This window comes from Dyella sp. OK584, from assembly GCF_057787755.1.
This window is the reverse complement of the sequence record NZ_CM173542.1, coordinates 3,752,307-3,775,293: the sequence shown is the minus strand read 5'-3', so window position 1 is coordinate 3,775,293 and position 22,987 is coordinate 3,752,307. Positions and strand designations below refer to the sequence as shown.

Here is a 22,987-nt window from a genome sequence, read left to right as displayed (position 1 = left end):
TCAGAGAGCCTCCTGAGGTAGGGCCTCCACGAGTGCGGGCGCTGGCCAGACGGCGAGCCAGATGCCGCGGAACGGCTGCATGTACACCGCTTGCTCGCGGTCGGCGGCACTCAGCACTTTCGGATAGGTGACAACCAGACCGTTGGGGTGTGCCAGCGCCCATTGCCTTAGCGATTGATCGCCGTGCAGTTGGGTGATCGGCTGTGTCAGGCGACCGAGGAAGGTGTATTGCCCGTCGTTGGATTCGAGATTGGCAACGGGCTGACCGCCTGCCTCCGCCTTCGCCAGCAGCGACGCTACCGGTGTGAAGTCATAAGCCGGCCAAAGGGTCAGGCTGAACAGGCCGTTGGCCGCAACGGTGGCGATCAAGCCAGCGCCCGCCACTCGGTACAACTCGCCTCGGTGGATCACCGCGATCCCCAATGCGAGCAACAGGAACAGCACGCCGAACGGTGTGCTGTACATCGCCAATGCTGTGAACTGCGGATCGACAACTCGCCCGTTCGTCACCAGCGGCTCCAGCACGATCAACGCTATGCCGGCAACGCCTAGCACCAGCGCCATCGGCCACGGGGACAGCCAGCGTCCACTACCGGACTGGCGCTCGCGCAGATGTGGCAACGCCGCCGCCATCAACATGGCGAAACCGGCGTACTCCGGCAGCAGGTAATAGAGCTGCTTGCCGCTGACCAACGAAAAGCTCAGCAGCACGGGGCCGAGCCACACAAAGAGGAAACGCAACCCTGGCTCGAACGGGCGGCGCAGGCTGCCCAGGGCCAGCCACGCACGCGGCCATAGCGCGAAAGGAAACACCAGTACGGGCAGCAACGGCACATACCACCAGAACGGCTCGGCGTGCGCGAATGCATCGACCACGCGGCCCGCCGTCTGGTGCACCAGCAGCTTGTGCCGATACGCCTCGCCACCCGACCACGCAGCCAGCAACGCCCACGTCAGCAGCACGCAACAACCCGCCAGCAGAGCCAGGCCGCCGCGCACATACCAGCGTCCGCGTTCGCGCCTTGCCCAATCGTTCCACCACGGGCCGAGCAACCACGGGAACGCCACATGAAGCAGCATCACCGGCCCTTTGGCGAGCAGGCCCAGTCCCACCGCAACCGCGAACCAGGCGAAGCGTGGCGCCTCGCGTTGCGGTGTGGGTGCCAGGCAGAGCAGGGCGGCCAGCACGCAGTTGGCCAGGAGCACTTCGTACATCACCTGCAGGCCGAACAGGAATCCATAAGTGAAAGCGAGCAAGATCCATGGCGTGGCGTGCGCGATTGCCGGTCGCGCTGGAAACAGATGGCGTGCCAGTCGCGCGACCAGCAGCAGCCCGCTGGCACCGAGCATCACTTCGAGCAAGCGCGGCCACACATCGCCCACACCACCAATGGCCCATCCCAGATGGATCAGCCACAGCAGCAGCGGCGGCTTGTCGCTATAGGGTTGCCCGTTGAGGTACGGCACCAGAAAGCTGTGGCGTATCCACATTTCCCAGGCCACCGACAACGTGCGCGTCGAGTACATGGGCATCGGGCCGTGCTGGAAGATGGCCACCAGCGCCGCGACCATCCAGAACGGTAGCCATGACCATCGAAGACCCACCGCAAGCCACGGGCGTTGCTCGGATCGGGTCTCGACGGCGGGTGTGTCGAAGTAAGTCACGTGGCGAACTCAAAGCAGGTGGTGAATAGCGGCACAGCGTTGGTATGGATTCGTTAGCGATGGCTGTCGATGCCGCCCCAATCGTCGACAGCGCCGGCAGGCACATTTCCGTCGCGACAGGCCAGCGCTACCGCATCCAGGCGAAACAGCCGCCAGTTGCGACCACTGGTCACGCCCATGTCCTGGGTGGCGGCGGGGTTGATGCACGGCTCCATCACATCAGCAAGCACAAGTACCCAGCGCTGTTCGGGGGCCTGCGTCTGCCAACGGATGGCATCGGCCAGCTGGCTATGCCACGGCGTGACAAAACCGAAGTCGGTGAGCGTGTGCGTGAATGCGGGTGGAAGTTCTTCCTTCCACGCCACCAGCGCCAGTTCGGCCTGCGGGCCGATGGTCTGCTCGACGCGTGCAGCGAGCGCGGCTGGCGAACTCGCACGCGCCAGCAGCGGCGCAATGCCTAGCCCCCACAGGACCCACACACCGGTTAGGCCCACCAACAGAGCCTGGCCGGCGCGACGCAGCCGGAACCACAGCACGTAGAGCAGCAGCCATGCGCCCATGGCCACGAACATGCCCCACAGCAACGGCGCTTGTGTGCCGAGCTGCCGGGCCTCGATGAATCGAGCGGCTGCCGCAGGGTGAAACAGCAGCGCCGCGACGCCGATGCCCAAAGACGCCGCGCCAAGCAACGCGAGGAAGCTGATGGTCGCCCACTGCGCCCAGCGCCGCTGCATGATGTTTTCGAGAAACGGCGCAGCACACAGTGCCAGCAACGGCAGCGCGGGCATGATGTACACATCGCGCTTGGCCCGGGTCAGGCTGAAGAACACGATGACCATCACCACCCACGCCAACGGCAGCAACACGCGCGCGTCGCGGGAGCGCAGGCGTTCCCACCACGCTGGCAGCAGTCCAGGCAATGCCAGGGTCAGCGGCAGCCAGGAGGTGAAGATCACTTCCAGGTAGAACCACGGCGGCTGGATGCTGTTCCACGGATGGACGTAGCGATGCACCGTCTGGTTGTAGAAAATGTCGTTGAGATAAGCGCGGGCAGTCGCGCTGTCGTGAGCGTTCACGTACAGCAGCAGGGGCACCAGCCAAAGCCCGATGGCCACGGCAAATGCGACGAGGCCACCCAGCCACGGCAGCGGTCCGGAAGCGATGGACGGCAACCCGTTCCATTTGCCAAAGCGCGCAAACAGCCACGGCAGCAGCATCAGGAACGCGAGCACACCAATGCCCTTGGTGATCACGCCGAGTCCCGCCGCAAAACAGCCAAGCCAGAACGCGCGCCAATCCGGGCCCAGCAGGAAATGACGCAGCAAACCCACGTTGGCCAGAGTGAGGAAGAAGGTAACGGTGGGGTCGATCTGTCCCCGCTTCGCCTGGAACACGAACTGCACCGTGCACAGCAACGCAAGCCCTGCCCACATGCCTACGCGGTGGCTCCACAGCCGGCGCGCCAGGTCGTAGACCAGCCACAAGGTACCGATCGAGCTGAGCAGCGAGGGCAAGAGGAACGCAACCCACCAGTTGCCGGTCAGCACGTACGACAGCGCCTGCAACGCCATGAACGTCGGCGGTTTGTCCGAGTACCAGTCGGTGCCGCGATGCGGAATCAACCAGTTTCCCGACGCCACCATCTGGTGGGCTACCAGAGCAAAGCGCGGTTCGTCCGAAGGCGTGGGCCCGCGCAGGCCGATACCAGCGGCCAGTAGCAGGAGCGCGCCAAGTATCAGCAGCCAGCGCTCCAGTCGCTCCCGCGGCCACGTCGCCGCGGCAGGCGGATTCTCCGCTCCTTTGGGCTGGCTTGGGTCGCCGGAACGATAGTCGTCCAGCCGGACGACGTCGGTGTGCTTTGGCACCGCGCCGAGCGGCTTTCCGCTGCTTTCGCTCATCGTGCCCGCACCTGTTGTTCAAATGCGATGGAGCTGCGCGGCGGAACATGACCGCCGGCGATCTCGGCATGCGCTCCCTGCGCGAGCACATCAGGAAAGGAGTCAACGACTCGACGCGCGGCTTCCTGTGGCGACAGCCCCTGTGTCGACAGCGAGCAACTGCCCAGACCATAGGGCGCATAGACCGAAGCGTCGGTCACGCAGAACATGCCGACCGTGGGCACCCGCGAGGCCACGGCCAGATGCATCACGCCGCAGTCGGCGGTGATCATCAGGTTCGTGCCGGCCATCACCGCGCCCATGCGACGGATGTCGGACGAGTAGTAGCCCGGCCACTCTGCACCGAGCATCGAATGCCCATGCATCGGAATCAGCTCGATGATGCTCGAAGAAGGGCACATCGCCTTGAAGGCATCGATGAACTCGCGCCACCACTCCATCGGATACCGCTTGGCGCCGGTGGCATTGGCGAAGATGCCGACAATGGGTGGCGTCGTCGTTTGCTGAGAAGCGGAAAGCAGTTCGCGAATGGCATGTCGGCCATGTTTCAGCTCGACATCGGTGAGGCGGATGTCCAGCGGCGGGTAGTTGGCGTCGTCGGCCGTTTGCTGTGCGAGTGTCCAGCGCAGCAGGTTTACCGGGCGCTTGGCCATATGGCGCGGCGCAGTGGTAGCCGGCACCTGATGCGTGAGCCCCGAGTGCGTGGGCTTGTCGCCAAAGCCCAGCTTGTAGGTGCCGTGGAGGAATCGGGTCAACGCGCGGCTGAAGCCGGAGCCCAGGCAGGGATCGATGATGAGGTCGTAACGGGTCCTGCGCACCTGGTGCAGCAGGCCAAGAAATGACAACGGATGCTTGAACCCTCGTTTGGGCAGGCAATAGATGTTCTTCACGCTGAAGAAGGTGGCGAACACTTCTTCGGCAATATCGCCTTCCGAAATGATGTCGATCTCAGCGCCTTTGTACTGGCGCTCCAGCTCCGTGATCAGCGGTGTTAGCAAGATGGTGTTGCCAAGCCGATGATTTGGCCGGCATACGAGAATGCGGAAAATTCCTTTTCGCGGGATCGGCTCCTGCCTGGGATTCGCGATGGGTTGGTTCAAGCGACACCGGTGCTGGTAAGTGAGTGGACGACCTGGCGCGTGACCTAACGTGCCTGGCGACGCGGTTGTTGAAGCGGGTAAATCGGCTGGCAATTTCTTTGGTTCACGGCAGGCCCCGCACGCAAGGCGCCGCGGAGCGCGCCGCCTTGCGGAGCAGGCGATTCAATACACGGGGAAGAAGCGCGTTGACGCGCGCGAACAGGTTTTCGGGAAAACCGAGATAGGCCTCGCCCTTGTCCCGCTCGATCGCCCTCACGATGCGAGCGGCTATCCACGCCCTCTCCTCCATGTGTATCAGTTCCCCCGCCGTCATGTCGAGCGCGGCGTCAGGATTGACCGATGCGCGCACCCTGCGGGGTGCTACGTAGGTCACCATTACGCCACTGCCGGCCAGCTCGCGGTGAAGCGCCTGCGAGAAGCCGCGCAGTGCACACTTGCTCGCCGAGTAGGTGGCAAATCCTGGATAGCCGATGCTGCCGAGCATCGAGCCAATGTTGACGATATGGCCGCGGCCGCTCCCGATCATGGCGGGCAGTACCTCGCGCGACATCTGCATCGGCGCTTCCAGGTTCACCGAGAGCAGGCGCGGGATCATGTCCGCCTCTTGTTCGTTGAAGGGCCCGGCATCGAGCGTATTGGCCAGGTTGATCAAAATGTCGACACCGCCGTGCAGGTCCATGGCTCGCTGTACGGCATGACAGCGGGATGCCGGCTCCGTCAGGTCGGCCTGCAGGGCGATGGCGTCCATCGCCTGTTTCGCGATCAGATGCTCAAGGCTGGCGACCGACGCCTCAGTGCGCCCTATCAGTACGAGTCGTGCCCCTTTGGATGCCAGCGCCCGGCTGAGGTCGCAACCGAGGCTGCTGGCAGCGCCGGTCAGAAGAATGCGCTTGCCCTGGAGCTTCACGGGCGCCCAGCCCCGACTGCGAACGACCGAAGCGTCGCCAGCGAACCGGCGATCGGTGTGCGGGGAGTCAAATGAGCTGCATCGGTGAGTACAGGCATTGGGAATCGACGAAGAGGAGATCAATGCTTCCGAGGCGATTTCCGTGCCAACGATGCAACCGACTGTTTCTTCTTCCGAATAACGAGATTCTTACGCCGTTTCCCGGCCGGCGAAAGCTGCAGCCTGCAATCTTTGTCTGCAAGAAATGGCGTGGTGCGCCTTGCTCAGGGCGTGCCGCGGTCCAGGCAGGAGGAGACATCGTCCACCGACCTGGGCGGCAGAGTCACCACGTATACAACGTGCACGCTCGCATCGACGTGGCATGGCGCCACGTAGCCGATGGCACCAGGCGTCACCGCGACGAACCGCACGACGGCATCCTGCGAACCCAAAACGTAGGGCGGACTGGTGCCCTGGAAGTACTGGCGATCCCAGTACTCCTGCAGTTGCGCATCTGCCATATGCACGATCGCGCGGGAGAACGCGTCGCGCAGTGGCGATCCCGGGGGCAGGTTGACCGGTGTCACTCGCTGGCCGCCTTCGTCCACGAATACTCGCTTGAGATAGATGTTGCGCAACGTATCGCGGGTCAGCGAGAGGTGAGGGGCATCCGGCCCGGTGATCACTGCGATCTGTGGTTGTACCGCCCATGCGTTGCACGCCAGCATCAGCAGGACGCTGACGCCAAAGAGCGTGGCAAACCGCTGTTGGGCGGAATGCGACATGTCAGAACAGCACCGCCACCGAGGCCAGCCAGCCTGTCGGTGCGAGCAGCTGGTTATGCGTGCCGTCCCGGTATTCGAGTTTCAGCACCACGCCTTCGATGGGGCGATAGTTGATCGCCTCCGTGCGGATCGTGGTGGTTTGTGCGGGCGTCGACGAGCGATAGCGTTCGTAACGGCCGATCAGGTAAAAGCGCTGCATCAGCGGAACTTCGGCCTGGAGGAAGCCACCGCGTTCGTCGGGCCGGTTACTCGTACTGCTGCGATAGATGCCTTCGCCGCTGAAGCTCACGTAGCGGCTCGTCCAGCTGAAATCGATGCCGCTCAACAGATACTTCTGTCGCGGCATTTCCAGCTCGTAATTGACCACCGAAGCGCCGATGTTCAGCGTGTCGCCGAACAGGTGGTACAGCGCGCGTCCACCCACGGCCTGCCGGAAACTGTTCTGCAGGGTTTCGTCGGTGCCGAAGTTGGTGAAGGCGTTGTCCTGGTCCCGGCCGATGTTGAGGTCCTTGCTATCGTCGGCAAACACCCAGTAGTCGAAGTCGTTGCCGACCACGGGAAGGGTCCCGAACATCATCGCGCCGGTGGCGTGGCGCGCAAACGCGGCCGAGGTGGATAGCGGACGCGAGACGGTCCAGGTCAGCGGATCGGCGTGCACCAGATTCCACTCGCCGACGGGCGTGAGGAACTTGCCGAAACGGAACGTCATGGCCTGGTTGGCGTGATAGTCCGCGTACAGACGCTCGATATCGAGTTCTGCGTCGTCGTTATCGCTATGCCGTCCCGACGTGTTCACCGTATTGCTGGCTTCAATCTCCGTGAACAGTTGCCAGTTGGTGCCCAGGTCCTTGGTGACGAACAGACTGAGGTCGTGCACGTTGGATGTGGTTGGCGCGCTGGAGACGTTATAGAAATTGAAGTCGAGGTAACCGCCGATACGCAGCCCTTGCGAGGGGAAATAAAGGCCCTGACCGAGGGAGTAAGGCGCCGGGTGCCAGCCTGCGTCGTCCTCGGCGGCCATGGATTTCGCCGGCCACGCCAGGGACAGGGCCGTGGACAACATGGCGGCCACGCCATAGCGTATGAGGCGACGCGAAAGCCTGTTCATCGTGATGCCTTGAACCAGAGTTCGGTGGGCCGGTGCCGGCGAGCACGACCTTGAGGGGCGTGTGGCAAGCGAACGGGATGGGCTGACTGGCGGCCGAGTCTGGCAGCCTTGGTGCCGCGGCGGATTCTGCGACACTGGCGGGCATCACCGCAAAGCCTTGGCGCGCGGAACCCTCTGGAATCGCTCTTTTTATCCATTGGCGACGGACCCACCTTGACGACACGATCGGCCCTGTTTCGCCTGCTGTTCTGGACCCTGCTGGGCACGGTGACGGTGGTCGGCGCGCTGTCGTTCTATCAGTTCCGCAGTGCGCTGCAGTCCGAAATCGCGGGCAACCTGCGGTTCGGTGCCAGCACGGTGATGCAGCGCATCGATACGCTGCTGTTTGCGCATATCGAGAACATGCGCGTATGGAGCGGCCTGGAGGTGATGCAGGACATTCGCGTATCCGACGTGGACAAGCGCCTGTCGCACTTTCTTTCGGATCTGCATGCGGGGCAGGGCACCGCGTACGAGGCGCTGCTGTGCACCGACGTCAATGGGCGCGTGGTGGCATCCAGCAACCTGGCGCTGATCGACAAGCAGGTTCCCACGGCAGAAGCCTGGCAACCGGTGCCGGGTGCGCGACTCGGCAACGTGTTCATCGCGAAAGGCGACGTCGGTGGGATGGGTGAGGCAGCCTTGCGCACGCCGATTCCCAATGCGTTTGGGCAAGGCAGTATCGGTTACCTGTATGTGCTACTGGACTGGCGCGCGGTGCAGGCGCTGCTTGACGAGGCGGTCGAGCACGGCCCGCGCAGCCTGCTTCTGCTCGATCACGAAGGACATGCCATCGCGGCATCGGCCGGCCTTAGGGAGCACATCGACATCTCGCGGCTTCATCTCGACTGGCGCCTGCCCGAGCAGGGCGCAGTGTCGTATGTGCGTGATGGCAGCGCACTGGGCTACGACACGTTGCTGGTCGGTGTCGCCACGTCGGCGGGCTACCAGCAATTTGAGGGACTCGGCTGGCATATCGTGATGATGGAGCCGACCTCGGTATCGTTCAGCCCGATCTGGCGGCTGCTGTGGGCGATGCTCGCAGTGCTGCTGGTGACACTGATGGCGGGGTTGTGGATTTCCTCGCGACTGGCCAATCGCATTGCGCTGCCCATCGTCGCCCTCACCGATTTCACGCGCCGCTTTCGTCAGCGCGAGTCGGCACTGCCGCTGCTGCCAGCCACCCATATTTCCGAAGTGCGTGAACTGCACAGTGCCTACGTGGACATGATCGACGCGCTCGGCCGCTCGCGCGAGCAGGTCGTGCGGGCCGGCAAACTGGCCGTGGTGGGTGAAATGGCCGCCATCATGGCGCATGAGGTGCGAACGCCCATGGGTATCCTGCGCAGCTCGGCCCAGCTGTTGCAGCGCCAGCCGGATCTTGGCGACAAGGAGAAGGAGCTGATTGGCTTCATCTTCACTGAAACCGAGCGCCTCAACCGGCTGGTGACCTTGCTGCTGGAATGCGCGCGGCCGACACCGCCGGACTTCAGGCCGCACGACCTGCACGCCATCATCGACAGTGTGCTTGGTCTGTTGGCCTCGCGTGCCGAGCAGGCGGAGGTGAGTCTGACGAGGGACTTCGAGGAAGCAGACCTGATCTTCAGCTGCGACCGCGAGCAGATCATGCAGGTGCTCCTCAATCTTGTGCTGAACGCGCTCGCTTTCGTCGGCAACGGCGGACGGGTGCAGATCAGCACGCATCGCGACGCGACAGCGATCTGGATCAGCGTGGCCGACGATGGCCCTGGCGTGCCGCTGTCGTTGCGCCAGACTATTTTTGACCCTTTCTTCAGTCGCCGTGAAGGCGGCATCGGGCTGGGCCTGACCATCGTGCAGCAGATTGTGCAGGTGCATGGCGGAGAGATCATCGTGGGCGAAAGCACCTGGGGTGGTGCATCCTTCAACATTCGATTCGTCGTACGCGAGCAACAATGATGAGCGCCAGCCGGATACTTGTGGTCGACAACGAAGCGAAGATGCGCCGCATCCTCGAACTGTCGCTAAAAACCATGGGGCACGAAGTGCAGCAGGCGGCCGATGGGCTGGATGCGTTGGCGGCTATCGAAAAGGGCGCCTTCGATCTGGTGCTGACCGACTTGAGGATGCCGCATATGGACGGCATCGGGTTGCTCAGTGCGTTACGCGAACGGGGCGAAGATGTGCCGGTAATCGTGATGACCGCGTACGGCACCATTGAGACCGCGGTGGCCGCCATGAAGCTTGGGGCCGCCGATTACATCATTCGTCCCTTTGAGATGGAAACCATCGAGATGGCGGTAACGCGCGTGCTGGCCATGCAGGCCGTACAGCGCGAGAACCGTTTTCTCAAGGAGGAAATCTCAAGGGGCTGGGGCGACTTCATCGGTGTCAGCGAGCACATGCAGGCGCTCTATCGTCTGATCAGGCAGGTGGCGCCCACGCGCAGCAGTATTTTTGTCGTCGGTGACACCGGCACCGGCAAGGAGCTGGTGGCGCGCGCCATTCACGCTGCGTCCGGTCGTACGGGATTGTTCGTACCGATCAACTGCGCCGCCATTCCATCTGACTTGCTGGAAACCGAGCTGTTCGGGCACATCAAGGGCGCATTCACCGGTGCCTTGCGCGATCGCATTGGCAAGTGCGAGCTGGCCAGCGGCGGCACGATCTTCCTCGACGAAATCACCGAGATGCCCTCCAACCTGCAAGCCAAGCTGCTGCGGGTGTTGCAGGAAGGCACCATCGAAAGGCTCGGCGCCAACATCGCTACACCCATCGACCTGCGCGTGGTTGCCGCAACCAACCGCGATCTGCAGCAGGTGGTGGAAACCGGACAGTTGCGCAGGGATCTGTACTTTCGCCTCAATGTGGTACGCATCGACGTACCGCTGCTGCGCGACCGCCGTGGCGACATTCCGTTGCTTGCGAACCATTTCCTGCACAAGCATTCACTCGAGCAGGGTCGAACGCCACCGCACCTCAGCGACAAGGCGCTGGAGCGGCTGGAGGCCTATGCGTGGCCCGGCAATGTGCGTGAGTTGGAGAACCTGATGGAACGCGCTGCCGTGCTCTGCCGCGGAGACGAGGTGACCATGGAGCACCTGCCGGCTGAGCTTGCTGAAGACGGTTTGGATGTGACTCCTGCAACGCCAATGCGAGAGGCGCAACTTACCGGTGCGTTATCGATGAAGGATCACGTCGAGGCGCTGGAACGCCAGCTCATCGAATCCGCGCTCAAGCGCAGCGACAACAACAAGGCCGCTGCCGCTCGCCTGCTCGGTGTAAGCGAGCGCACACTTTGGTACAAGCTCAAGAGCTATCAGCTCTGATCCGAGGGCGATGCTGTTTCGAGTGGTGCCGAGTGTGGGGCAGTCGGTAGACGGAAGGATCGAACGTGCTCGGCATTTCTTTTTGCGACGAAGCCATTGCAAGCGGCGGCTCTTCGTATTTGTCGGGAGATGCAAGGGCTATCGTTTTCTGCAACGCAGCAAGCTTCGTCGCACAGAGTCGGGTTAGAGTTGTCGTTAGGCATCGGTCTTGAGGTTTCTTCCAGGGGTGGTTTGGAGGTAGCCAAAGTCGCATCGCTTTTTTTTAGGTCGTTGATTTAGATCGATCCAAAAACAGAAAAATGGCCATCTAACTGGCCTTTGGCAACGAGGGGAGTGCGGTATGAAGCAGGGCTCATCTGTTGTTCTACCTATATGCCGCGGGTTAGCCATCGCCCTGACGTGGGGTGCGACGTTGGCCATGGCCGGGCCGCTCATGGCGCAAGGCGCCGGCCGGCCAGCCGACGAGGTCAATCCGTTGATCGGCAGCCGACATGGCGGCAACACGTTTCCCGGTGTTTCCATGCCGTTCGGCATGCTGCAGTGGAGCCCGGAAAACACGCGCGGCAAGCACACGCACACGGCGTCGCCCAGCGGCTACCAGTACGACGCCACCCGCATGCGGGGCTTCAGTCTTACCCATCTATCCGGTGCTGGCTGTGCCGGTGCAAGCGGCGACATTCCGTTCATGCCGATCACTACAGCTGTCACCAGTTCGCCATCGGCCGATGCCGCGGACAGCCTCTATGCAAGTGATTTCCGCCACGCCGACGAACATGCCAAGCCGGGCGACTACCGGGTACGACTCGCTAACGGCGTAAGCGTGGAACTGGCTGCCGCGATGCGCAGCGGCCTGGCGAGCTTCTCGTTTCCTGCGGGCAAGCCAGCCAATGTGCTGATCCGCGCGTCTGATTCCGAGGTAGGCAGCAGCGATGCCAGCGTGACGGTTGATGCTGCCTCACGCACGGTTCGCGGCTCTGTCACCAGCGGCAATTTCTGTGGCTATCTGGCCAAGGCCGATCAGCGCAGTTACTACACGCTGTATTTCGTCGCGCAATTCGACCAGCCGTTCGCGAACACCGGTGCATGGCATGACGCGGTGGTGCAAGCCGGGCACAACGCAGCGCAGGGCGGCACAGGCTATGGCGACAAGGGTTTTCCCGAGCCCGGCAAGGGTTCGGGCGTGTGGTTGGGGTTCGCGCCGACGGGCGGCACCGTGCAGGCGCGTGTCGGCATTTCCTATGTGAGCCTGGCCAACGCGCAGGCCAACCTGGACGCGGAGATTGCCCGGGACACGACACTCGACCAACTGCGTGCCAGGAACAGCAACGCGTGGAACGATGCGCTGGGCAAGATCACCATCCAGGGTGGCACCGACGAGCAGCGCACCACGTTCTACACGGCGCTCTACCACTCGCTGATACATCCCAACGTATTCAGTGACGTCAACGGCGAATACCGCGGATTCGACCAGCAGGTGCATCGCGTCAGTGGAACCCAGCGCGCGCAGTACGCCAATTTCTCGGGTTGGGATGTCTACCGATCGCAGCTGCAATTGCTTACCTGGATCAACCCTGACGTCGGCAGCGACATGGCGCAGTCGCTTTACAACCAGGCACAGCAGAACAACGGCGAGTGGGATCGCTGGACGCACAACAGTGGTGGCACGCATGTCATGAGCGGTGATCCGGCGGTGCCGGCGCTTGCAGCCATCGACGCGTTTGGCGGGCACGATTTCGATCTGCGCGGTGCCTATGCTTCGTTGGCGAAGGCCGCCACCGAACCCACCGCGCATGATCTTTCCGATGACGGCTGCAACGTCGAATGCGTGGGCCAACGTCCGTCGCTCGACCAGTGGCTGACGTTGCACTACATCGCCACCACCTCGCATGCCTGGGGTGGTGCCGCGGAAACACTCGAGGACGTCACCGCCGATTTCGCGCTCGCCCAGCTGGCGGCACGGGTCGGCGACACCGATGGCGAACGTCGTTTCCTGACGCGTGCCGGCTATTGGCGCAACCTGTTCAATGCCAAGGCAACGCCGCAAGGTGGCTATATCCAGAATCGCAACGCGGATGGCAGCTGGCCGGCTTTCACGCCGGAAACAGATGAAGGTTTCGTGGAAGGCAGTGCGTCGGTCTACCTGTGGATGGTGCCGTTTGACGTACACGGCCTGTTCAATCAGCTGGGCGGTTATGACAAGGCGGTCGCGCGACTGGATCGTTTCTTCCATGACGACAAGGGCCAGTGGGCGTTGACGGGAAGCGGTCCGTTGCATGCGGAACTGGACAACGAGCCGTCGATTGGCACGCCATGGCTGTACGCTTTTGCGGGCCAGCCGTTCAAGACACAGGAAGCCGTGCGGATCGTGCTCAACACGTTGTGGAAGAACGCCCCCGATGGCATTCCCGGCAACGACGATCTGGGCGAGATGTCGTCCTGGTACGTGTGGTCGGCACTGGGGCTGTATCCCGCCATTCCGGGGCGCGCCGAGCTGTTGATCGGCAGCCCGCTGTTTCCGCGTGCGGTCGTTCATCGTGCGGGCGGCGACATCGTGATCGATGCGCCCGCCGCTGCGAGCGACACGCCATTCGTGCATGGTCTTACGGTGGACGGGAAGATTCATGACAGCCCCTGGCTTCCGGCCAGCTTTGCCACCAAGGGCGGGCATCTCAACTTTGCCCTCCACGCCAAGCCGGATACGAAATGGGGTAGCAACATTGCCAACGCGCCGCCGTCGTTCCCGCCGCCGCAATCCTGAGCAAGGCACGGGGAATCCGGTTCGTGGTTGATCACGCATGTGGGGAGGGCAGGGGAATGGTGAGCAAGACGATAAGGTCGCAGGGTTCGCGGGCGAATGCGAAGCCGCTTGGCCGAAGGAAACATCTCGCAGGCACGTTGGTGATGGCGTGCCTGTTGGCGGCTGCCGGAATCCAGGCGAGGGCCGCCCATGACATGGGCGAGCAAGCCGCCTTCTTCACTTCGTTCGAAGCGGGTGAGGCAACGCCAACACAAGCGAGCGTGAGCGGCTGGCATGCGAACGTGGTGCCCGGCCCCGGCAAGGAGGAATCCCTCACCTCCAAGCCGGGTGTCGGTTTTACCGGCGCGCATGCGCTGCGCTATGACGCCGACTCGGCGACATCGCCGGGCCAGCGCCGTTTGATGCTGTTCCCCTTGCGCCGCGCCGTGAGCCCGAATACGCATCTCAGCTATCGCGTGTTTCCAGGCGCCTCCGATGACGCGCGCGGTGCGGCCCAGTACGTGGCGTTGGATCTGGTGTTCGCAGACGGCACGCGATTGTCGTCGCTCAGCGCGCTGGACCAGCACCGTGTCCACGCCAGCGCCGTAGCGCAGGGCAGTGCACGCATGCTGCACGACAACCAGTGGAATGCCATCGACGTGGATGTCGGTGCCGTGGCGGCGGGGAAAATCGTGACGGCGGTTGAACTGGCCGAAGACGCACCGGCCGGAAGCCATGCGTTTCACGGCTATCTCGACGACGTGCGCTTGCATGAGCAGGCCACCGCCAACGCAAACGCCTCGCCCCATACGTATGTCGAGACGCGGCGCGGCACCAACGCCAACGGACATTTCTCCCGTGGCAACAACTTCCCCGCCGTAGCACTGCCACATGGCTTCAACTTCTGGACACCGACCACGAATGCCGGATCGGACTGGATCTACCAGTACCAGGAGCGCAACGGTGACGACAATCGTCCGCGCATCCAGGCCTTCTCGCTCAGTCACGAACCGAGCCCGTGGATGGGCGATCGCCAGACGTTCCAGGTGATGCCTGCCGCCGTCGCCAGTGGCGCGCCACCGCTGGATCGTGCGGCGCGCTCGTTGAGCTTTTCGCACGATCATGAAACCGCGCGCGCCGATCTCTACGAAGTGCGCTTCGACAATGGCATCACCGCTGCCATGACGCCCACCAGTCATGCGGCGATGATGCGTTTCACTTTTGCGGGCGAACGCTCGCAGCTTGTTTTCGACAACCGCGACGATCACGGCGGCGTGACACTCGATCCCTCCCACGCGAGTATCAGCGGCTATTCGGATGTCGCCAGCCGGCTCTCCACCGGCGCGCCGCGGTTGTTTTTTTATGCCACGTTCGATCGCCCGGTGACCGAGAGCGGTCAGCTATCCGGTCAGGGACGCAATCACGTCGCCGCCTGGTTCGGTTTTGACACGAGCGAGCACAAGACGGTAACGATGCGCATCGCCACCTCGCTGATCAGCCTGGAGCAGGCCAAGCGCAACCTCGCGCAGGAAATCGCCTCCAGCGATACGTTCGATACCGTGCAGGCCCGCGCAGCGGCACGCTGGAACGAGATGCTTGGTCGCATCGAACTGCCCGGTGCAAGCGCCGCCGACAAGATGCTGCTGTATTCCAATCTGTACCGCCTGTTCCTCTATCCGAACGAAGCCTACGAGAACGTGGGCACGGCGGCCAGGCCGGACTATCGCTACGCCAGTCCGTTCTCGCCACCGGGCGGCAGCAGCACGCCAACCCAGACCGGCGCGCGCGTGTTGGCCGGCAAGCCGTACGTCAACAACGGTCTGTGGGATACGTACCGCACGGCATGGCCGGCCTATGCACTGCTCACGCCGAGGCAGGCAGGCGAGATGATCGACGGTTTCGTACAGCAATATCGCGATGGTGGCTGGATCGCGCGCTGGTCCTCTCCGGGCTATGCCGATCTGATGGTAGGCACCAGCGCCGACATCGCCTTCGCGGACGCGTGGAACAAGGGAATACACAACTTCGATGTGCGCTCGTTCTACCAGGCCGCGCTGAAGGATGCGACGGTGGTCAGCGATATCCCCGGCGCCGGCCGCAAGGGCATCGCCCGATCCGTGTTCCACGGTTACGTGGACAACAGTACCGACGAGGCGTTGTCCTGGTCGATGGCCGGCTACCTCAACGATTTCGGCATTGGCGAACTCGCACACAACCTCGCATCCACGCATGATGCGAACGATCCTTACGCGAGCCACTACGCCGATGACGCGCGCTACTTCCATAGTCGCGCGCTAGGTTACACAAACCTATTCGATCCGGAAGTGGGCTTCTTCGTAGGGCGCAAGCCCGACGGCGGCTGGCGTACCGATGCCACCCATTTCGATCCGCTCGCCTGGGGCGGTGACTACACCGAGACCAATGCCTGGAACATGGCGTTCGAAGGCGTGCAGGACGGGCAGGGCCTTGCCAACCTCTACGGAGGCACCAACGGTCTGGCCAGGAAGCTTGACGCGTTCTTCGATGCCGGCACGACCTTCCACGTCGGCGAATATGGCGACGCGATTCACGAGATGCTCGAAGCGCGCGACGTGCGCATGGGGCAGTACGGACACAGCAACCAGCCGTCGCACCACATCCTCTACATGTACGACCTGGTCGGCCAGCCGTGGAAGACGCAGGACAAGGTGCGCGATGCGCTGTCGCGTCTCTACATCGGTAGCGAGATCGGCCAGGGTTACCCCGGCGACGAGGACAACGGCGAGATGTCCGGCTGGTGGTTTTTCAGCGCCGCCGGTTTCTATCCGTTGCGCATGGGTACGCCTACTTATGCGATTGGCGCACCGTATTTCCCGCATATGCGCATCCATCTCGAGAACGGGAAAACGCTGGACGTCCGCGCGCCGGAAGTGAGCGATCGCAATCGCTACATCCAGAGCGTCACGCTCAATGGCCAGCCTTACGACAAGAGTTGGCTCAACCATGCCGACCTCGCCAACGGCGCCGAGCTGGTATTCCACATGGGCCCGCAGCCATCGCGCTGGGGATCGGGCGACGAAGCGCGTCTGCCCTCACTGACCCAGGGCGACAAGAAGCCTACGCCCATGGTGGATCTGGTCGATGCGCTGCACGCGAAGGTGACTGCAGAGGGCGACGCCACCGCGGCCCAGGCAATCAGCGACAACACATCCGATTCGGAAGCGACCATCCATGGCAGTGCCGTCCATTTCGACAGTGCACAGCGCGTGCTGATGTACACGCTGACCTCCGGCTCCGGGCGCGGCGACGATCCGCGCGACTGGACCGTGGAAGGTTCCAACGACGGCACGCATTGGACCAGGCTGGATAGCCGCCAGGACGAGCGCTTCGCGTGGCGGCGTCAGACACGAGCATTCACCGTCGCCCAACCGGGTGACTACACGTATTACCGCTGGCAAGACGCTCGGGGGGCCGCAGGGCAGGGCGTGACTTTGTCGGAGATGGAATGGCTCGGGCTCAAGCCCGGGTCATGAGCTGACCAATGCGGGACGCACCAGTCGCAGGCGGCAACGCCTGCGGCACGGGAGAGGCTTGCCCTTTGCCGGGGAGGGGAGCGTCGCGCAAAAGCGTCAGTGCTGGCTGCCGCATGACGGCGATGGGTATGACAACTTGGGGAGAACCGTTGCTTTATGAAGACGAAATTATCTGGCGCATTGACGTTGACGTTATTGGCCTTCTCGATCACTCACGCCATCGCGGGCGGCGTGGACATTCCCGTCGCTCCGGTTACGGTTGATGCCGTGCCTGCGCAGGATGCGAGCGGCAATGCCGATGACACGAAGAACAGCAAGGCCAAGAAACTGGAGGCGGTGCAGGTCACCGGTTCGTTGATCCCTCGCGCGCAGATCGAAGGCCCATCACCGGTGACCACCATCACCGCCAAGGACATCGACCAGCAGGGCTTTGCCGACACATTCGAAGCATTGCGTGCGCTGCCGATAGCCAATGGCTCGGTGCAGGACCCACAGTTCACCGGTGGCTATACGCCGGGCGCCAAGACGATCAGCCTGTTCGGGTTGAGCCCGAGCTTCACGCTGACGTTGCTCAATGGTCGCCCCATGGCCAGTTATCCGCTGGCCTACAACGGCAACAACAACATCACCGACATCGCCAACATTCCGGTCGGCCTGATCGACCATATCGATGTGCTCACCGGCGGCCAGTCATCGATCTATGGATCTGCGGCCATCGCGGGCGTGGTCAATATCGTGCTGAAAGACCATATCGAAGGAACGCATCTCAGTTTTCGCTACGGCGACTACAGCGACGGCGGTGGCGCCAGCAAACGGCTGCAGTTGAGTTCCGGTCACCAGTGGGGCGATTTCGAGCTGAGCGGTGGCCTTCAGTTTTCCAAGGAAGATCCGATCTTCGCCTATCAGCGCAGCTATATCGATTCGTATGCGGATGATCCGACCGGAAAGGGCGGCGTCAATTCGCGCACCTTCCTGCGCATGGCGCAGGGCGATGGTGCCCACTACATCGACCCTGGCGCGGACACCTGTGCGCCGCTGAGTTATCTGTACCATGGCAGCACAACCTACAGCTATCGCGCTGGCTCCAGTCTCGGTTATTACTGCGGCAGCCCAAAGAACGTGAGTTTCGCCACGCTGGCCAACAAGAGCACCGATGCCAACGGTTCGTTGTTTGCGCGCTATCACGTCAATGACAACACCGAGCTGTACGCAGACATGCTGTACAGCTACAGCAACCCCACCTACGTGGGCGGCAGTCCGTTCTGGAACAGCACGTTCTACAACCAGTCCAGCGGCCAATACGAGTTGTGGCAGCGCATCTTCGCGCCGGAGGAAGTCGGCTCCGACGCGACCGATCAGCATGTCTTCACGCGCAGCTACAACGTGAGCCTCGGCGTGCGCGGCGGCATCGGCAACTCGAGCTGGAACTACGACGCCTACTACAACCGGTCGCAGTCCAACGTGGTGCGCAAGTCCACCGACTTTCTCGCCAACAATGGCATCGACGATTACTACCTTGGGCCCAAGCTCGGGACCGATCCCAATGGTTACGCTATTTACGCCCCGAATTTAGATCGATTGTATCAACCACTGACCCGCGCGATTTATGACCAGGTCACCGCCACCAATCGTGCCTCGTCGATGTCGTGGACGCAGAACGAGACGATCACGGCCAACACCACCAGCCTGTTTTCCATGCCGGCGGGCGACGTTGGTTTTGCCGCAATCGTGCAGAACAGCAATGAGCGATTCGACAACCGTTCGGCCAGCCCACTCGCCGACGAAGGGTATTTCCGTGGTGTGACTGGCAGCACCGCCGCTGCCGGCAAGCGCAGCCAGTACGCATTTGGCGGCGAGATGCGCGTGCCGTTGCTCGAACAGCTCACTGCCAATCTGTCCTCTCGCTATGACAAGTACAGCTACGGCGGCGCTGGCAACGGCAAGGCGACCTACAAGATCGGCCTCGAATACCGCCCAGTCGACACGTTGCTGCTCCGTGGCAGCTACGCCACGGCGTTCCGCGCGCCCGACATGTTCTATCTGTTCTCGTCGCACAGCAGCGGCTATTCGCAATCCACCGATTACTACAAGTGCCGTCTCGCCGGCTATAACTCGCAGAACTACAGCGACTGCCCGCAGTCCGGCACGTCGATGCTGGCGGTGTCCTCGGGCAACACCAACCTGAAGGACATCACGGCCAAGTCCTTCACCTACGGCTTCGTCTGGTCCACCGCGGACAACAACCTGAGCTGGTCTGTGGACTACAACGCCGTGCGCATCTCCAACGAAGTGGTGACGTTGGGCAACGATGAAATCCTGGCGCAGGAAGCCAACTGTCGTCTTGGTGTTTCCGAGAACGGCCAAACCACCTACGACATCAACTCGCCGACATGCCGCGAAGTGATCGGTGAGGTAAAGCGCCTGCCGGCGACCGACCCGGTGAACCCTGGCGGCGTGCAGGAGGTGGACACCTATCCGATCAACGTGGCCTCCGAATACCAGGCCGGCATCCAGTCCTCGCTCAACTATCACCTGACCACAGCAGGCTTCGGCAGCTTCCTGTTCGGCCTGGACTACTACGACGAGCTCAAGCACACCTATCAGGAGAAGGCCGGCGACCCGACCCTCAACTATCTGTGCTGCGCCAACTCCGATGAGTTCAAGAGTCGTGTGACCGGCACGGCCACATGGAATGTCGGCAAATGGAGCAGCACTTTGTTCGGCATCCGCAACGGCAGCACCTGGAACGCCATCGGTACGAAGAAGAACATTGGTCCGTGGATCACGTTCAATGGCAGTGTGAACTACAGGGTTACGCCCATGACCTCGCTGTCGCTGGTGGTCAACAACATCGCCAACAAGCGTCCGCCCAAGGACGATACGAACGGCAATTGGCCGTACTACGACGTCACCGACTACAACGCGCTGGGTCGGGCGATCTATCTGGAAGTTGGCTTCGACTTCGGTAAGTAGCGCGGGCATCGGCTGTGCGCACCGTGCAACAAGGTGCGCACAGCCGCTTTTCTTGACTTGACTCTAGACCTGGATCAATGGTCTAGACTTGCGTCATGGACACTCCTCACTCCCCCATGACTATCGGTGCCGTCGCCAAGCGCGTCGGTGTGGCTATCGACACCATTCGTTATTACGAGCGCGAAGGGCTGCTGCCCGAACCGTTGCGGCGTGCATCGGGTTATCGCAGTTACGACGAGGGCGCGGTGCGGCAATTGCGTTTCATCCGGCGTGCCAAGGATCTGGGCTTCACGTTGGAAGAAATTCGCGACCTGCTGACGCTGTCTGCGGATCGCCAGCGTGGTGTGAAAGCGGTGAAGAAGCGGGCGCAGGAACGTCTGTCGGCCATCGATGAGCGCATCGCGGAGCTCACTCGCGTTCGAGATGGATTGGAGCAGTTGATCGACGCTTGCCCGGGCCACGGCTCGCCCGACCAATGTCCGATCCTGCGCGCGCTGGCCGATCAGGAGGATGAGGCATGAGCACGGAGAAGCATGCCTGCTGCAGCGCCAGTGAGCAGCAACACGAGCCGGCGGTTAAGTCCTGCTGTGACGGGGCACCAGCGGCAGCACAGATGCAATCTCATGATCATCATGGGCACGGCGACCATCACGACCACGCGATGCACACCGCGACGGACCCCGTCTGTGGCATGAGTGTCGACCCCGCGACGGCGGTTCATCACGCCGACCACGACGGTCGCACTTTTTACTTCTGCGCACAGCGATGCAAGGAGAAGTTCGTCGCTGACCCGGAACGCTATCTGCACGCACAGGCCGAGCCGGCACCTGCGATAGCCGGTGCGATCTATACCTGTCCCATGCATCCCGAAGTGCAACAGGTTGGTCCTGGCCACTGCCCCAAGTGCGGCATGGCACTGGAACCGATGATGCCCAGCCTCGATGAGGACGATGGCCACGAGCTGCGCGCGATGTCGCGGCGTTTCTGGACGCTGGCCGCGCTCACGTTGCCTGTATTCCTGCTGGCGATGGGCCCGCACTTGTTGGGCTGGCACCTGCCCATGCCGTGGGACAGTGTCGCAGCGTGGACCGAGGTTGTGCTCTCCACCATCGTCGTGTTGTGGGGCGGTGCGCCGTTCTTCGCGCGCGGCTGGCATTCGCTCAAGCTGTGGTCGCCGAACATGTACACGCTGATTGCGCTGGGTACCGGCGTGGCATGGGCGTATAGCGCGGTGGCGTTCCTTGTTCCCTCGATGTTTCCCGAAGGTTTCCGCGACATGCATGGCCGCGTGGGCGTGTACTTTGAATCGGCGGCGGTGATCGTCACCCTGGTCACTCTGGGGGATTTTCTCGAGCTGCGTGCGCGTCGTCGTACCAGCGCTGCGCTGAAGGGGCTGCTGGGCCTTGCGCCGAAGACCGCGCGTCGCGTGGACGCCGACGGCAGTGAACACGACGTGCCGCTGGATGCGGTGCATGCCGGCGACACCTTGCGCGTGCGTCCTGGTGAGAAAGTGCCTGTGGATGGCGTAGTACTGGATGGCAGCAGCCACGTGGACGAATCCATGCTCACAGGCGAGCCGCTGCCGGTAAGCAAGGCCAAGGGCGAACGGGTCACCGGCGGTACCGTCAATCAGGACGGTGCTTTGCTGATGCGTGCGGAAAAGGTCGGCGCGGAAACCATGTTGGCGCAGATCGTGGCTCTGGTGGCACAGGCACAGCGCAGCAAGGCGCCGCTGCAACGCGTGGCCGACCGCGTGGCGGCGTGGTTCGTGCCGGCAGTGGTCGCAGTGGCGTTATTGGCGTTTGTGCTGTGGGCGTGGCTGGGGCCTGATCCCAGGCTGGCTTATGCGTTGATTGCCGCGGTGTCGGTGCTGATCATCGCCTGTCCGTGCGCGTTGGGTCTGGCGACGCCTATTTCCATCATGGTGGCCAGTGGTCGTGCGGCGCAGAACGGTGTGTTGTTCCGTGACGCGGCGGCGATCGAGTCGCTGCGTAGCATCGACACACTGGTAGTGGACAAGACCGGCACGCTTACCGAGGGCAAGCCCGCATTGAAAGATGTGATCAGCCTTGGCGCACTTCCGTTCGATCGTCTGCTGGCGTTTGCGGCGGCGCTGGAAAAGCCCAGCGAACACCCGTTGGCTCGCGCGATCATGGAAGGCGCACAACAGAGGGGCATTAAGGCGCCGTCGGTTGAAGATTTTCGCTCGGTGACCGGCGCCGGTGTCGAAGGATCGGTGCAAGGGCATGCAGTGGCGCTGGGCAACCGGCAGCTGCTTGCGAATATCGGCATCACGGCAGATCAGGCGGCTCTCGATCGCGCCGATATCTTGCGCGCCGATGGCGCGACCGTGATGTTCATGGTTGTGGACGGCGTGTTGGCCGGCCTGCTCGCAGTGGCCGACCGCATCAAGGCGAGCACGCCACAGGCGATACGCGACCTGCAAGCGGCGGGGTTGCGCATCGTCATGCTGACCGGTGACAACGCCACCACCGCAAAAGCAGTGGCCCAATCGCTGGGCATCGACGAAGTGCATGCCGACGTATCGCCGACGGACAAGGCGGCGGTGGTTCATTCGTTGCGCGCGGAAGGCCATCGCGTGGCGATGGCCGGAGATGGCATCAACGACGCTCCGGCGTTGGCCGTGGCTGATATCGGTATCGCGATGGGCAGCGGCACCGACATCGCGATGGAAAGTGCGCAGGTGACTCTGGTGAAGGGCGAGCTGACCGCCATCGTGCGCGCTCGTGCACTGTCGCAGGCCACCGTTCGCAATATTCGCCAGAACCTGTTCTTTGCGTTTGTCTACAACGCTGTGGGTGTGCCGCTGGCGGCAGGCCTGTTGTATCCGCTACTGGGCGTGATGCTGTCGCCGATGGTCGCGGCACTGGCGATGAGCCTGTCCTCGGTATCGGTGGTGGGCAATGCCTTGCGCCTGCGCCGTGTGTCGCTGTGATGGTTGTCACCCGCAATGGC

At 62.7% G+C, this 22,987-nt stretch carries 13 protein-coding genes; 7 read left to right on the top strand and 6 right to left on the bottom strand.

Features of this window, described 5'->3' with window-relative positions:
• The 6 genes from AC3CBN_RS17010 to AC3CBN_RS16985 all read right to left on the bottom strand — a co-directional run bounded on the left by AC3CBN_RS17010 (position 1) and on the right by AC3CBN_RS16985 (position 7,442).
• Positions 1-1,572 (bottom strand): ArnT family glycosyltransferase, encoded by a 1,572-nt coding sequence (locus tag AC3CBN_RS17010; protein ID WP_488636756.1) that lies wholly within the window; start codon positions 1,570-1,572, stop codon positions 1-3.
• A 146-nt stretch (positions 1,573-1,718) separates the two neighbouring features.
• The gene (locus tag AC3CBN_RS17005; protein WP_488634172.1) at positions 1,719-3,563 is read right to left on the bottom strand and encodes an ArnT family glycosyltransferase; all 1,845 of its coding nucleotides are present in this window, start codon (positions 3,561-3,563) and stop codon (positions 1,719-1,721) included.
• Positions 3,560-4,561 carry a glycosyltransferase family 9 protein gene (locus tag AC3CBN_RS17000; RefSeq protein WP_488634171.1) on the bottom strand — a complete coding sequence of 334 codons (1,002 nt, stop codon included), beginning with the start codon at positions 4,559-4,561 and terminating at the stop codon, positions 3,560-3,562. Before AC3CBN_RS17000 ends, AC3CBN_RS17005 begins: the two co-directional genes overlap by 4 nt.
• A gap of 205 nt (positions 4,562-4,766) precedes the next feature.
• Positions 4,767-5,570 (bottom strand): SDR family oxidoreductase, encoded by an 804-nt coding sequence (locus AC3CBN_RS16995; RefSeq protein WP_488634170.1) that lies wholly within the window; start codon positions 5,568-5,570, stop codon positions 4,767-4,769.
• Between the two features lie 263 nt (positions 5,571-5,833).
• Complete coding sequence (locus tag AC3CBN_RS16990; RefSeq protein WP_488634169.1) at positions 5,834-6,334, bottom strand: type 2 periplasmic-binding domain-containing protein; 501 nt, start codon at positions 6,332-6,334, stop codon at positions 5,834-5,836.
• Between the two features lies 1 nt (position 6,335).
• Entirely contained in the window at positions 6,336-7,442 is a 1,107-nt protein-coding gene (locus AC3CBN_RS16985; protein ID WP_488634168.1) for a hypothetical protein, read from the bottom strand.
• Between the two features lie 213 nt (positions 7,443-7,655).
• On the opposite strand from AC3CBN_RS16985, the gene AC3CBN_RS16980 reads away from it, so the two are divergent.
• The 7 genes from AC3CBN_RS16980 (at position 7,656) to AC3CBN_RS16950 (ending at position 22,967) form a co-directional block, all read left to right on the top strand.
• On the top strand, positions 7,656-9,419 hold the full coding sequence (locus tag AC3CBN_RS16980; RefSeq protein ID WP_488634167.1) for a sensor histidine kinase: 1,764 nt from the start codon (positions 7,656-7,658) through the stop codon (positions 9,417-9,419).
• Positions 9,419-10,789 (top strand): sigma-54-dependent transcriptional regulator, encoded by a 1,371-nt coding sequence (locus tag AC3CBN_RS16975; RefSeq protein WP_488634166.1) that lies wholly within the window; start codon positions 9,419-9,421, stop codon positions 10,787-10,789. Before AC3CBN_RS16980 ends, AC3CBN_RS16975 begins: the two co-directional genes overlap by 1 nt.
• A gap of 418 nt (positions 10,790-11,207) precedes the next feature.
• The gene (locus tag AC3CBN_RS16970) at positions 11,208-13,547 is read left to right on the top strand and encodes a GH92 family glycosyl hydrolase (RefSeq protein ID WP_488634165.1); all 2,340 of its coding nucleotides are present in this window, start codon (positions 11,208-11,210) and stop codon (positions 13,545-13,547) included.
• A 194-nt stretch (positions 13,548-13,741) separates the two neighbouring features.
• Positions 13,742-17,038, top strand: a complete 3,297-nt coding sequence (locus AC3CBN_RS16965) for a GH92 family glycosyl hydrolase (protein WP_488634164.1) — start codon at positions 13,742-13,744, stop codon at positions 17,036-17,038.
• A gap of 156 nt (positions 17,039-17,194) precedes the next feature.
• Complete coding sequence (locus AC3CBN_RS16960; RefSeq protein ID WP_488634163.1) at positions 17,195-20,011, top strand: TonB-dependent receptor plug domain-containing protein; 2,817 nt, start codon at positions 17,195-17,197, stop codon at positions 20,009-20,011.
• A 116-nt stretch (positions 20,012-20,127) separates the two neighbouring features.
• The gene (locus AC3CBN_RS16955; RefSeq protein WP_488634162.1) at positions 20,128-20,532 is read left to right on the top strand and encodes a MerR family transcriptional regulator; all 405 of its coding nucleotides are present in this window, start codon (positions 20,128-20,130) and stop codon (positions 20,530-20,532) included.
• Positions 20,533-20,702: 170 nt separating this feature from the next.
• Positions 20,703-22,967, top strand: coding sequence for a heavy metal translocating P-type ATPase (locus AC3CBN_RS16950; protein ID WP_488634161.1), 2,265 nt, complete (start codon positions 20,703-20,705; stop codon positions 22,965-22,967).
• Positions 22,968-22,987: the final 20 nt, after the last annotated feature.

Coding starts and splice junctions, on each gene's coding strand:
- AC3CBN_RS16990 (WP_488634169.1), bottom strand. CDS start 6,334: ATGTCGCATTCCGCCCAACAGCGGTTTGCCACGCTCTTTGGCGTCAGC.
- AC3CBN_RS16960 (WP_488634163.1), top strand. CDS start 17,195: ATGAAGACGAAATTATCTGGCGCATTGACGTTGACGTTATTGGCCTTC.
- AC3CBN_RS17010 (WP_488636756.1), bottom strand. CDS start 1,572: ATGGTCGCGGCGCTGGTGGCCATCTTCCAGCACGGCCCGATGCCCATG.
- AC3CBN_RS16970 (WP_488634165.1), top strand. CDS start 11,208: ATGGCCGGGCCGCTCATGGCGCAAGGCGCCGGCCGGCCAGCCGACGAG.
- AC3CBN_RS16985 (WP_488634168.1), bottom strand. CDS start 7,442: ATGAACAGGCTTTCGCGTCGCCTCATACGCTATGGCGTGGCCGCCATG.
- AC3CBN_RS16950 (WP_488634161.1), top strand. CDS start 20,703: ATGAGTGTCGACCCCGCGACGGCGGTTCATCACGCCGACCACGACGGT.
- AC3CBN_RS17005 (WP_488634172.1), bottom strand. CDS start 3,563: ATGAGCGAAAGCAGCGGAAAGCCGCTCGGCGCGGTGCCAAAGCACACC.
- AC3CBN_RS16975 (WP_488634166.1), top strand. CDS start 9,419: ATGAGCGCCAGCCGGATACTTGTGGTCGACAACGAAGCGAAGATGCGC.
- AC3CBN_RS16955 (WP_488634162.1), top strand. CDS start 20,128: ATGACTATCGGTGCCGTCGCCAAGCGCGTCGGTGTGGCTATCGACACC.
- AC3CBN_RS16965 (WP_488634164.1), top strand. CDS start 13,742: ATGGGCGAGCAAGCCGCCTTCTTCACTTCGTTCGAAGCGGGTGAGGCA.